Annotated in this window: 13 protein-coding genes; 9 read left to right on the forward strand and 4 right to left on the reverse strand. The window is 51.1% G+C overall.

The genetic code is table 11. From position 1 onward, the window contains the following. Nucleotides 1-21 precede the first annotated feature (21 nt). The 4 genes from ACFSUF_RS23450 to ACFSUF_RS23465 all read right to left on the reverse strand — a co-directional run bounded on the left by ACFSUF_RS23450 (nt 22) and on the right by ACFSUF_RS23465 (nt 2,104). Nucleotides 22-294 (reverse strand): GNAT family N-acetyltransferase, encoded by a 273-nt coding sequence (locus ACFSUF_RS23450; RefSeq protein ID WP_377607180.1) that lies wholly within the window; start codon nt 292-294, stop codon nt 22-24. 43 nt (nt 295-337) lie between these two features. Further along, nucleotides 338-559 (reverse strand): (4Fe-4S)-binding protein, encoded by a 222-nt coding sequence (locus tag ACFSUF_RS23455; protein ID WP_377607182.1) that lies wholly within the window; start codon nt 557-559, stop codon nt 338-340. Between the two features lie 68 nt (nt 560-627). Then, nucleotides 628-1,602: a ring-cleaving dioxygenase gene (locus tag ACFSUF_RS23460; RefSeq protein WP_377607184.1), complete on the reverse strand. Its 975-nt coding sequence runs from the start codon at nt 1,600-1,602 to the stop codon at nt 628-630. A 37-nt stretch (nt 1,603-1,639) separates the two neighbouring features. Next, nucleotides 1,640-2,104: a MarR family winged helix-turn-helix transcriptional regulator gene (locus tag ACFSUF_RS23465; protein ID WP_377607186.1), complete on the reverse strand. Its 465-nt coding sequence runs from the start codon at nt 2,102-2,104 to the stop codon at nt 1,640-1,642. A gap of 228 nt (nt 2,105-2,332) precedes the next feature. On the opposite strand from ACFSUF_RS23465, the gene ACFSUF_RS23470 reads away from it, so the two are divergent. The 9 genes from ACFSUF_RS23470 (at nt 2,333) to ACFSUF_RS23510 (ending at nt 11,963) form a co-directional block, all read left to right on the forward strand. Then, entirely contained in the window at nt 2,333-3,259 is a 927-nt protein-coding gene (locus ACFSUF_RS23470; protein WP_377607188.1) for an MFS transporter, read from the forward strand. 26 nt (nt 3,260-3,285) lie between these two features. Further along, entirely contained in the window at nt 3,286-3,624 is a 339-nt protein-coding gene (locus tag ACFSUF_RS23475) for a hypothetical protein (protein ID WP_377607190.1), read from the forward strand. 138 nt (nt 3,625-3,762) lie between these two features. Next, complete coding sequence (locus ACFSUF_RS23480; protein WP_377607192.1) at nt 3,763-4,260, forward strand: DinB family protein; 498 nt, start codon at nt 3,763-3,765, stop codon at nt 4,258-4,260. 1,407 nt (nt 4,261-5,667) lie between these two features. After that, complete coding sequence (locus ACFSUF_RS23485) at nt 5,668-6,984, forward strand: ABC transporter substrate-binding protein (RefSeq protein ID WP_377607194.1); 1,317 nt, start codon at nt 5,668-5,670, stop codon at nt 6,982-6,984. Between the two features lie 127 nt (nt 6,985-7,111). After that, a complete protein-coding gene (locus tag ACFSUF_RS23490) occupies nt 7,112-8,008 on the forward strand; it encodes a carbohydrate ABC transporter permease (RefSeq protein ID WP_377607196.1) in 897 nt (298 codons plus the stop codon). Then, entirely contained in the window at nt 8,008-8,853 is an 846-nt protein-coding gene (locus tag ACFSUF_RS23495; protein ID WP_377607198.1) for a carbohydrate ABC transporter permease, read from the forward strand. The genes ACFSUF_RS23490 and ACFSUF_RS23495 overlap by 1 nt, the downstream gene beginning before the upstream one ends. A 5-nt stretch (nt 8,854-8,858) precedes the next feature. After that, nucleotides 8,859-10,418: a DUF4127 family protein gene (locus ACFSUF_RS23500; protein WP_377607200.1), complete on the forward strand. Its 1,560-nt coding sequence runs from the start codon at nt 8,859-8,861 to the stop codon at nt 10,416-10,418. Between the two features lie 29 nt (nt 10,419-10,447). After that, entirely contained in the window at nt 10,448-11,164 is a 717-nt protein-coding gene (locus ACFSUF_RS23505; RefSeq protein ID WP_377607202.1) for an N-acetylmannosamine-6-phosphate 2-epimerase, read from the forward strand. Then, the gene (locus tag ACFSUF_RS23510) at nt 11,139-11,963 is read left to right on the forward strand and encodes a MurR/RpiR family transcriptional regulator (protein WP_377607204.1); all 825 of its coding nucleotides are present in this window, start codon (nt 11,139-11,141) and stop codon (nt 11,961-11,963) included. Before ACFSUF_RS23505 ends, ACFSUF_RS23510 begins: the two co-directional genes overlap by 26 nt. The last annotated feature ends 3 nt before the right edge of the window (nt 11,964-11,966 follow it).

Consider the following 11,966-nt stretch of genomic DNA (forward strand, 5'->3'; position numbering starts at 1 on the left):
AGCGGCCCGGGATGCTTTTTCTCATTTCGATGCTATATCCTGATACTCCGGCGTACGTTCGATGACTTTCTTAGCAAAAGGACATAACGGCACAAGAACCGCCTGTTCCTCACGCGCAAACTCGACCATTCTCCGGACTAAGGCATCGCCGATCTTCCGGCCGCGTAAACTCTCAGCGACAAACGTATGGTCCACGATCAGCTTGCCCTCTCTGCGCACGTAATGGATTTCCGCCTCCTTGTGATCCGGTTCCCCCAAATAAAACGTATTGCTGTCCTGTTTCAATTCCAACATTCGTTGCCCCTCCTACATGCCCCGCAAACGGTTCTCCTGGGCTTTATCCTTGTTTTCTTTCATATTTCAGCGCACCGCTCGGGCATTGGTCGATAAGTTGCGCTATCAAGTCCGCTTCGGCACCGTCGGCGTTGACCCAGGGTTTCTTTTTTACGTCAAAAACTCCCGGCAGCCCCCTCACGCACTTGGCCGCATGAGCGCATGTTTCCGCATGGAACAGGACGTCGATGTCCTTTCCCGTATAGCGTTTGTACTCTCTCTCCATACAACGCACTCCTTTCGTATGGAACCAGGATGATTCCGGACTATCTCATAACTTCTGCGAGATCCGTGTCATCCCTGCTTTGTATCAATGGGATGCAGGACCGCTTCGATTTCCTCGCGTTTTGGTTCAAGGAAAGGAGGCAGAGCCAGCGATTCGCCCAAATGTTCCACAGGCTCGTCCGTATCGAATCCCGGCCCGTCTGTAGCGAGCTCAAACAAAATCCCGTTCGGTTCTCTAAAATATAGCGAGCGGAAATAGAATCGGTCCACAAAACCCGAGTTCGGGAGCTTGGCATCTTGAATACGGCGGACCCATTCCTTCAATTCTTCTTCGTTGTCCACCCGGAAGGCGACGTGATGCACACTCCCGCGCCCAGGCCGTTCCGGCGCCAAGTCGCTGCGTTCCTCTACGTGCATTTCGGATCCAGAGCCGCCCTCACCTGTTTCAAACACCAATATATCCGGCTGGCCGGGAACAGGAGAGGGGTAGGAGCCGTTGCTGCGGAAACCCATGACCTCCGTTAAAATACGGGCCGTCGCTGCCGCGTTCTGAACCGTGACTTTTACCGGACCCAGTCCGATGATGCCGTATTCTGCAGGAACTGAGCTTCGATTCCATGGGGTACCGCCGGGAACGCCGTGGTCCTGTTCATCCGACACCAGGATTACGCGCTGTCCTTCCAAGTCGCGGAAGGCAAGCGTAGACCGGCCTGCACGTTCCGTAATTTCTTCCGTTTCAACACCGTGTTCCTTAAGACGCCCTTTCCAGTAAACTAGTGCCCGGTCATCCGGTACGCGGAGTGAGAAGGCGGTAATGCTGTTCGTGCCTTCACGGCTTTGTGCCAGATGCGGAATCTCAAAAAACGTAACCTCCGTACCCGGATTCCCTCTTTCGTCTCCATAAAACAGATGGTACACGGAAGGATCGTCTTGGTTGACCGTCTTTTTCACTAACCGCAGACCCAACACTTTGGTATAAAAATTGAAATTTTCCGGCGCTTTGGCAGTTAAGGCTGAAACGTGATGTATTCCTTTGAATTCCATGGGTAGGTCCTCCTGTATGTTCTTTGTAGTTTGCATATTAGTTTTGAATCTTTTTCAATAAAGCCAGCAGCTGCTTCCTCTCTTCAAGGGCCAATCCGGAAAACTGGGAAGCCTGAAACTGTTCCTGTTTCGGAACGATTTCATCAAACATTTCCTTGCCTTTCTGCGTCAGCGACAAGTACTTCGTCTTCCATTCCTGCTCCCGCATAATCCAGCCTGCTTCCTCCAGTTTGCCCAACAGCTGCGTGATATTTCCTTTCGTGACCAGAAGCTTATCCGCAAGCTCTTGCTGCGACAACCTCTCGTGGGAGCCGATCTGCACCAAGATATCGAACTGGGCTGCCGACAGATTCCATTGCTTTAAGTGTTGATTGGATTCACGGATACTCTGGTTGTAAAAACGAGAGATGCGAAACCAAAGAAGCAGCCCTAATCGTTCTTCTATTTTAGATAAAGAGGGTTTCAATGATTCATCTTTCACGGGGCGAATATCTCCTCTCATCAGTTTAATTATAAACTGATTTGCAACATTAGCTTATGACTAAACTGACCAAATGTCAAACGTTGTGCTCCATTACCCGCAGGTGTACGTCCCGGGGCTGCACAAGATCCGTCGGGGGATGTATGTAAAAAGAGGAGGGAGTCGTTTATTCTGAATTAGGAAAAGTTTACATGCGCAGCACCGTAACCAAACAAGGGGTAACCCTTGTCCTAAAAGGAGTGAGGAAGGATGAGACAGCTTTTTGCCAACAGGGCATTCGTTACCTTGTTTTTTGCCACCTTTGCATCGCAGCTTGGAACTACAATCGGCAATATGGCCTTTGCGTTTTACATGCTGTACCGGTTTGCCGCCAAACCCGCCTATGCCACGTTAGCAGAGATGATGTATGCCTTGCCTACGCTGGCGGTCTTTTTGCTAGTAGGCGTCGCTGCAGACCGATTCGATAGAAAACGGATTGCGGAAAATACCGGCTGGATCCGGCTGGGTTTAACGGGACTGCTCATCGGGGCACTTTTGATGGATTGGATTGGCATAGTGTTTGGGCTTCTGTTTATACGGAGTGCCGTGGGCAAGTTCTATATGCCTGCCGAGCAGGCTATGCTGCAGGGCATTTTGGAAAAAGACCAATATGTCCAAGCCTCCGGATTAAATCAGATGATTATGGGAATCTTTATGCTGTTTGGTGTTGCGCTCGGCGCAGTTACTTATAACGGGCTCGGCATTGTCGGGGCTGTGGCGGTTGACGGCTGCGGGTTTTTGCTGTCTGCGCTTCTAATCCGCTTCACTCGGATCAGCCATGAAGTCCGGCTGCCGAACGGCCGGTCGTCCGTAAGGGATCTCCGGTCAGGGATGATGGTTACCGATTTCAAAGAGGGGCTGAAGTACATTTTCGGCCATAAGCTGCTTATGGTTCTGCTGGCGGGGTATGTATTGTTCGGCTTCCTGAATGGAGGCTTTGCGGTCCTGCCCATGTTTACGATGAAATATAAACTGGCACCGGACGCCTACGAGACCTTTTCTTCCTTGTTTGCGGTATTTCTCGGGTTGGGCATTTTGGCAGGGAGTATGGTCACGAATAAGCTGCTGCAAAAGTTCAAATCTTATCAACTGTTGATCAGCGGAATCCTGTTGACGGCATACTCGTTCAATGCCTAGGTTGGATCAGCCATCCCTGGTGGTATGTGGGCATCATCTTTGTGGCCGGAATGACACTGACCCCGATTAATATCGTGCTTGGGGGGTTACTGCCTGTTATTGTGGAACCCTCCAAAATGGGCCGGGTCTCCGCCTGGATCGACCCCATCATGATGTTCGGCCAGTCGGCTACTTTAGGGATGATTGCGCTGCTATATCCCCAGATCATTTCCCTTGGGCTGCTTTATGCTGCTATGGCCGTGCTGTTGTACGGCGTGTTCCTCATCTACCTTTTCACTTTGCCTGAAATGATGGGAAGGGAAGAGCAGCGCTACAGCCAGTCTATAAAGGAAAGTGCCGAACAGGAGGTCCACGGAACGGTATGAACGCATTCGCAAAGGCCGGCTCCACAATAACAGAACTTGCAAGTTGGGGAACATTTGTTCTAACTAAGGATGGGCAAAAGAGTGCGAAATGGCTCCAAAGTCATCGTCCAATCTAACAAATCATTGGAGGCTGTAAACATGTACACAACAATTCGAGGCTTTGTGGAAGAGTACCGGTTAGAGGCAGGCCAAACCCAAAAGCTGCTTGATGCGCTTACCGATGAATCCCTGAATCAGGAGCTGGCTCCGGGATACCGCACACTGGGCCAATTGGCTTGGCACCTTGTACACAACAACGAAGGCATGCTGATTCAGGCAGGGTTAACGTTCGAGGCTCCTGCCCAACAGGAACGCCCGTCTTCAGCCAAGGCAATTGCCGATGCGTACCGCTCCGTCACAGAGGGGCTGCTGAAAGCTGTAGAAACCCAATGGACCGATGAGGAGCTTTCCGAATCTATTCATCTGTTCGGACAGACTTGGACCAAAGGGCTGGTTCTGTATATTTTCCTGAAGCACGAAATCCATCACCGCGGCCAGATGACCATCGTCATGCGCCAAGCAGGAGTGCCTGTCATTGGCGTTTATGGTCCATCCAAAGACGAATGGGCCGCTATGGGAGCACCAATACCCGAATAACATGCCCGAGGCCGCTCCGATGATCGGGACGCGGCCTCTTTAGCGTTTCATTTACCTTTTGGTCTTCACAAACTGATAACAGATAACACAGCAATACATTGAATCTTAAATGTGAGCTTCTCCTGCACTAGATCTTCCACTGTACTTCCGCTGTACTTCCACTACACTTCGACTTAACTTCCACTCCACTTCAATTTTACTTCGACTACATTTCTACTACACTCCGACTACAACTAAACCTTACCCTAGACGTTCTTCACTTGACTATACTTTATTCTCATCTGGTAAAGCTCGCCCCTTTATCCCCTAACATCCAGTTGCCTTGTTTTCTACATAGCCTCTTCCTACAACCGCCTGTCCTCCTGATACGCACAAACACTAGGAAAATGTTTTTCAAAAGGTGGACATTGCTTTATGGTATAGCTATCACTTCAAATTCTATATATGACGTCTTGGGATAAGGTATTAATACTATATATGGTGGGTCGGGAGCCGGGGTGGAAATACCTGTGTTGTCCTCCTTTTAGAAAACATGAAAGGCCATTTTGTCCGCGAGGGACGCATAATTTAGAAGGAATAAAGGTAAAAAATACACTTATATTTCAAGCTGATCATCTTGAGGGAGAACTCGTTCAGGCAATGTTGATATGTCTTCCACCAACGCACAAAACGAGAAAAATGTTTTTCTAAAGGAGGACACGGGTACTATATGCCATTCTACGAATCAAATACCATATATGGAGTCCTATGACTTGGTGCTAAGGCTAAATATGGAGTTAGTTAACAGGATGAAGGAAAAACCGAATGTCCACCTTTTGAAAGACAAATTCCCGAATTTGTGCACATTACAAGGACATTGGCGGGAGGGTTGGGTGGATTGAACGCGTGGAACATATGGGAAGAAGGGAGGCGAGGGAACAAGAGGAACCAGGGAAACAGTGTACAGGGGAACAAGGGAAAAGGGAAAAAGGAAAAAGGAAAACAAGGGAACACAGGAACATAGGAACATAGGAACATAGGAAGAGCGGACAAGGGAACAAAGGGACAAAGGGACAAAGGGACAAAGGAACAAAGGAACAAAGGAACAAAGGAACAAAGGAACATAGGAACAAGGGATCATGGAATCATGGGAACAAAAGTAACTAAGGAACAAAAGAAAGAAGGAAACAAGCGATGCTATCATAGCAAAAAGAGGTAATTTAGAGCGGCCTGAAGAGAGGTGTTGGCGGGGTTTCTTTGTGCTGCATGAATAAAAATAAAGAAAATTACCACCATTTTATAAAATTGTGGTGAAATATTCCCAAACATCATATATAATGAGTAACAAGCGATAAGAAGCGCTTTCATGTACTATGTTTGTTACCAAATCATTCATTGAGGAGATGGGGTAAAGCAATGAGAAAAGGCATGAAAAGATTATTTTCCGGAATGGCCACAACGGTATTGATGGCGGGGCTGCTGGCAGGATGCGGCGGGGGAAACGGCAATGAAGCGAACGGGAATGGGAATGCGGCGAACGGAAACGGGGCGAAGGGATCCAATGAACCGGCGACAGAGACGGCGAAAGAGGTAAAGCTGGAGTTTTGGACGATTTCGCTTCAACCGAAGTTTAACGATTACTTCAATAATCTGTTCGCGGCTTATCAGAAGGATCATCCAAACGTGAAGATTGATTGGAAGGATTATCCGTATGACGGGCTGCAAAGCCAGCTGCTGACCAGCATTGCGGGCGGTTCGGCTCCGGATGTGGTCAACCTGAACACAGAGCTTGCCAATCAGATGGGAAGCAAAGGCGCTTTGGTAGACATGAATCAGGAGATTACTCCGGAAACTAAAGCTGCTTACTTCGACGGCATTTATAAATCTACTGAGATTGACGGCAAAGCTTACGGATTGCCATGGTACACAAGCAGCCAAGTGTTGTTCATTAACAAGGCTATCGCAGAGAAAGCGGGATTGGATGTAAGCAACCCTCCAAAAACCCGCGAAGATCTGCTGACCTGGGCAAGACAGGTGAAAGAGAAAACCGGCATAGCGGGCTACGCGCAGCAAGTGAACAGCAATCTGCTGGCCGTCGACGGGGTGCCGCTCTTGTCCGAAGACAAGAAAAAGGCCGGTTTCAACACAGATGCGGGCTATCAGGCGATCGAGAACCAGCGCAAACTGTATGAAGACGGCATCATTCCGAAAGAGGATGCTAACTTTGATAAGCAGGTAACGTATTTTGCGAGCCAACAGGTTGCATTTGAACTGTCAGGCTCTACTTTCATCAACCGCCTGCAGACAGCTGCACCTGATGTGTATAAGCAGACGATGGCTGTACCTATGCCTCTGGGCAAAGCAGGCAGCCGATTCTCCAACACGATGAACATCGCGGTTCCTGCTAAGTCCGATAATGTAAAAGAGGCTGTGGAGTTTGCGGCATTTTTGACCAATGCACAGAACCAGCTTGAGTTTGCTAAGGTAGCCAACACGCTGCCGTCGACGAAGGATTCCATTAAGGACCCGTTCTTCTCCCAGGATGACGGAACGTTGGAAGCCCAAGCGAAAATCGCTTCTTCCCAAGGTTTGGAGAACGCCTCCGACTTCCTGCTGGGCGTAGAAAAAGCCGGCGATATCAACACAACGATCGTGAAGCACTTGCAAAATATTTTCTTGAACAAAGCCGATGTGAAAGCGGAAATGGATGCCGCAGCGAAGGAAGTTGAAGGCTTGCTGCAGTAATCTTTTGCATTAAGATGTAAGTATGAAAGTCAGGCAAGATGCGGCGGGGCTATTTGAACCATGAGCGAGGCTGGCACAACAGTCTTGTATCAAGTGCCCCGCCTTCTTCACTAAGGGGGAACCGGCATTGAATCATATTCGGAAGATTTGGCGCTCCGACGGGGCGATCGCGTGGACTTTTATGGCGCCCGGACTGCTTCTTCTGGCGTTGTTTGTGTTTTGGCCTATCATTTACAGTGTTCCGCTTGCCTTTACCGACTACTCCGTCATTGCGGAAACGAACTATATCGGATTTGATAACTTTACGAGAGCTTGGAAAGACAACGATTTTCACATTTCTCTGCTCAATTCGCTTACTTATGTTCTCATTGTACCTTTTATCCAGTTGTTCTCCATTTTGCTGGCCATCCTGGTCAACAGCGCAGTACCCGGTGTGAAATGGTTCCGAACCGCCTATTACATTCCCGTAGTAACTTCCATGGTTGCCGTAGCGATCATTTGGAACTGGCTGCTCAGCCCCAACGGGGTTGTGAACTTTTTGCTGGTGTCGGCGGGGATTCTTCCTGAAAAAATAGCATGGCTCTCCAATCAGAAAACGGCGCTGGGCACGGTCATGTTTGTGACGATGTGGAAAGGGCTCGGCTACTATATGATGATTTACCTGGCAGGTCTTCAGTCGGTTCCCAAAGAGATGAGTGAAGCTGCCATGATCGACGGTGCGAACCGGATGCAGGTCATCCGCCATATTACCATTCCTTTGCTTCGTCCATATGTGCTGTTCTGTACGATGATCTCGCTGATGTCCGCCATCCGCGTCTTTGACGAAGTGTTTGTTTTAAGCGGCGGCACGGGCGGTCCCGGAACGGCGACATTGACATCCAGCTTATATATTTACGACAGGGGCTTTAAACAGTTTGAGTTCGGCTACGCATCCGCGCTCGGGCTGATTGTAAGTATCATTATAGCTGTCCTCAGCGTAGTTATTTTCCGTTTCAACCAGAAAGGCGGGGTGAACTCCTACTGATGGCGACTTTAACGAAAAAACAACCGGCATCCAAAGTGCTCCGCTACACCGTGATTTATACGCTGCTGATTTTATTCGCGATTTTGATGATGGGGCCCTTTCTATGGATGTTGAGCGTATCGCTCATGCCCGGCAAAAATGTGTTTACTTCTCCGCCGGCCATCCTGCCGACCTTCATCAAATTTTCAAATTATGCGCAAGTGTGGAACTTCATGAATTTCCCTAAATATATCGGCAATACGCTGATGATTACGCTGCTGGGCGTGGTCAGCAATATTGCATTGTCTTGCTTGATGGCCTATCCGCTTGCCGTGCTGAACTTCAAAGGAAAGCAGCTGGTGTTCACGCTGCTGATCGCCACGATGATCGTGCCTGCCGCAGCCGGCATGGTTGTGCACTATTTGACGATCAAATGGCTGGGGCTGCTCGGCACGTATATTGGGGTAGTGCTGCCGTCGGCGGTGACGGTATTTAACGTGTTTTTGATGCGGCAGGCGTTTCAAGGGGTTCCCGCGGAACTTCGGGATTCAGGAAAAATCGACGGTGCAGGGGAACTGCGCATCTGGCTGCAGCTGTTCCTGCCATTAGTGAAGCCGGCTATTGCCGTTATCGGACTGCTGGAGTTCATGGCGATGTGGAACAATTTCCTGTGGCCGCTGATCGTCCTGAAAAGCCCGGATATGTACCCGCTGGCGACCGCGCTGACGTTCCTGAACGGGCAGTTCTCGTATAATTTCGGATGGATTGCTGCAGGGACGATCATTTCCGTAGTACCGATCATTATCGTATTCCTGTTTACGCAACGTTATTACATGGAGGGGGCCGCAGGGGCGGTGAAGGGCTGACGGTTATGAAAAAGAAAATCATTTACGTCCCCCTGGACGAGCGGCCTTGCAACTATGATTTTCCTTCCCTGATCGCTGCGGATACGGATGTCGAGCTGGTCCGTCCGCCGCTTTCGTGGATGGGAAATAAAAAGCTGCCGGGGAGGATTGATACCATATGGGAGTGGGTTCTGGAGCAGGCGCCCGGGGCTTATGGAGCTATCCTGTCGATGGATACGCTGTTGTACGGAGGCATCGTACCTTCGAGGCTGCACAGCGAGACGGAGCAAGCCTGTTCGGACCGGTTGTCTAGGCTTCGCCAGCTGAAGGAGAGCAACCCTAGCCTTGTGGTCTATGCTTTTCATTTAATTATGAGGTGCCCCCGGTATTCGTCCAGCGATGAGGAGCCTGATTATTACGGACAGTGGGGCGAAACGATATTCAATATAGGTGATTTACAGCATCGCCTGGAGCTTGGGCTGGCCGCCGATTTGGAGATGGAAGCCCGAGCATTGGAGAAGCTGTCGGCAGAAGTGCCGAAAGAGGCGCTGGACGATTATGTAAGCCGCAGAGCCGTGAACCGGGCAGCCAATGAACGCTCGATTGAATTGGCTGCGGAAGGGGTCATCGATTTCATGATCGTGCCCCAGGACGATTCTGCGCCCTACGGCTGGACGGCAAAAGACCAGATGCGGATCAGGGAACGGATCCATCAACTGGAGGCCGATCTGGATGTGTATATGTATCCCGGTGCCGATGAAGCGGGATGCACGCTGCTGGCGCGGATGCTGAATCAAATTCAGGGAACAAAACCGGCGGTGTATCCGAGGTTTTCAAGCGTGGATGGGCCTTCCGTTATTCCATTGTATGAAGACAGGCCGTTACTTGAAAGTTTGAAATATCAGATCATCGCCGCGGGCGGCATTGTGGCATCTTCTGCAGCCGAAGCTGATCTGGTGCTGCTGGTTAACTCCCCCGGCGGTAAAATGGAAGAAGCTTCTCAGCAGAGCCAAGTGTCGCTGGAGTACGGTACGCGCCGCAACGTGATCGAGCTTTCGGAATTTGGGGAGTATGTGCTGAGGAACCTCGGGAAGCCTTGCGCCGTGGCCGATGTGGCCTATGCAAACGGGGCTGACCTAAAGCTGCTGCGCCTGCTTCGGCAGAAAAACATGCTGTTTGAGCTGGCAGGCTATGCCGGCTGGAATACAAGCTCCAACACGATCGGCACCGTACTGGCCCAAAGCATGGCGTACCTGCTGTACGGCGCTTCGCGCAGCCATTTCGATTTCCTGGCTCTGCGACTCGTGGAGGATGCCGGTTACTGCTCGTCCGTCCGCGGTAAGCTGAGCGGCGGGCCGATTCAACAGTTGGGGTGGAATTATTTTGAGGCCGACGGTGTCCGGGGCAAGGTTTCCGGACTGGTCAGGGAGGAACTGGAGTCCTTTGTCTCCGAGTGCATAGAAGACGGCAGACACAAGGTTCTCATTCAGGACTGCTGGCTGCCGTGGAACCGGATGTTCGAAGTCGGATTGAAGGTACAATACGCAGACAACGATGTTCCATCGGAAATTGACCCGGCCGGATAAGAGGAACGGGATACAGGAGTGGATAGAACATGAGACATCCGATATTTGAACAGCTTCACAAGGGATTGATTGTTTCTTGCCAGGCCTTGGAGGGAGAGCCGCTGTTCGGCGCATCCCACATGGCGAAGATGGCAAAGGCTGCAGAAATGGGCGGAGCCGCAGCGATCCGGGCCAACAGCGCAGGGGACGTAAGGGCGATTCGCGCGGAAACGAAGCTGCCTGTCATCGGGCTGGTGAAGCGGGATTATCCGGACAGTGAAGTTTATATAACGCCGACTGCCAAAGAAGTCGATGAATTACTTGAGGCGGGTGCAGACATCATTGCCGTCGACGCAACCGGCCGACCGCGCCCGGACGGAGGAACGCTGGAGGATCTGGTCAGCTATATGAAATCGCGTGATGCTGTAATCATGGCCGATATATCAACATTGGCGGAAGCCGTTTATGCGGCTGCACTGGGAGTCGATTGCGTTTCGACGACCATGTCCGGTTATACGGGCTACTCGCCCCAGCTGACCGAACCGGATTTCGGCCTGGTTCGCGGCGCGGCTCTTCAACTGAGCGTACCGGTCATTGCGGAAGGCCGCATCTCGGATCCGGCTCAGGCCGTCAAGGCGCTGGAGGAAGGGGCGTTCGCCGTTGTCGTAGGAACGGCAATTACGCGTCCGCAGGTCATCACATCGCGATATGTGGACCAAATTAGAAAGGCGGTGGATCGAAATGGATTTGAAAGCGCACATTTCTAGTTATTTGCCTTCTTTGACCAAATCGGAGCAAAAAGTAGCGCAGGTGGTACTGGAACAGTCCCCGGAAGTGCTGTATTTCTCCGTCACGGAGCTGGCGGAGTATGCCGATGTCGGGGAAACGACGGTAATGCGTTTTTGCAGGAAGATTGGGTTTAAGGGGTATCAAGATTTCCGGCTGTCGCTCGCACAGGACCAGAATGCTTTGCGTGTGGAGACCCAGCAGGCGGACCCGCTGGATTATGTGCAGATGCTGTATCAAAGCGCGGTTCATGTGCTTAATGCAAGCGTGGCGCTGCTGGACCGTGAGAAGCTGAACCAGGCGGTGGAATTGATCGACCAAGCTAAAAGGGTGCAGTTTTTCGGGGTCGGGGCTTCGGCCATTACGGCTTTGGATGCCAAGAACCGCCTGATGCGGATCGGCTGTATAACGGAGGCCATTACGGACAGCCATATGCAGGCGATGAGCGCCGTGCTCATGGGTCCCGGCGATGTGGCCGTCGGCGTTTCCGTCACGGGGAGCACGAAGGACACGAACGATATGCTGGCCAAAGCGAAGCAGAACGGGGCGAAGGTCATTGCGATCACGAACTACGCTAAATCGCCGATTACGGGAATTGCGGATATCGTGCTACTGACGGCGGGCAAGGAGTCCCCTCTGGAGGGCGGGTCGATCGCGGCCAAAATGTCCCAGCTGTTCGTCATCGATCTGATTTGCGAAGGCATCGCCCGCCGCGACGAAGCGAAAACGAAATCGATGAAGGAAAAAACGGCACGGGCCGTTATTGACCGTATTTACTAGGGT

This window comes from Paenibacillus gansuensis (assembly GCF_042684925.1).
Lineage (GTDB): Bacteria > Bacillota > Bacilli > Paenibacillales > DY6 > Paenibacillus_N > Paenibacillus_N gansuensis.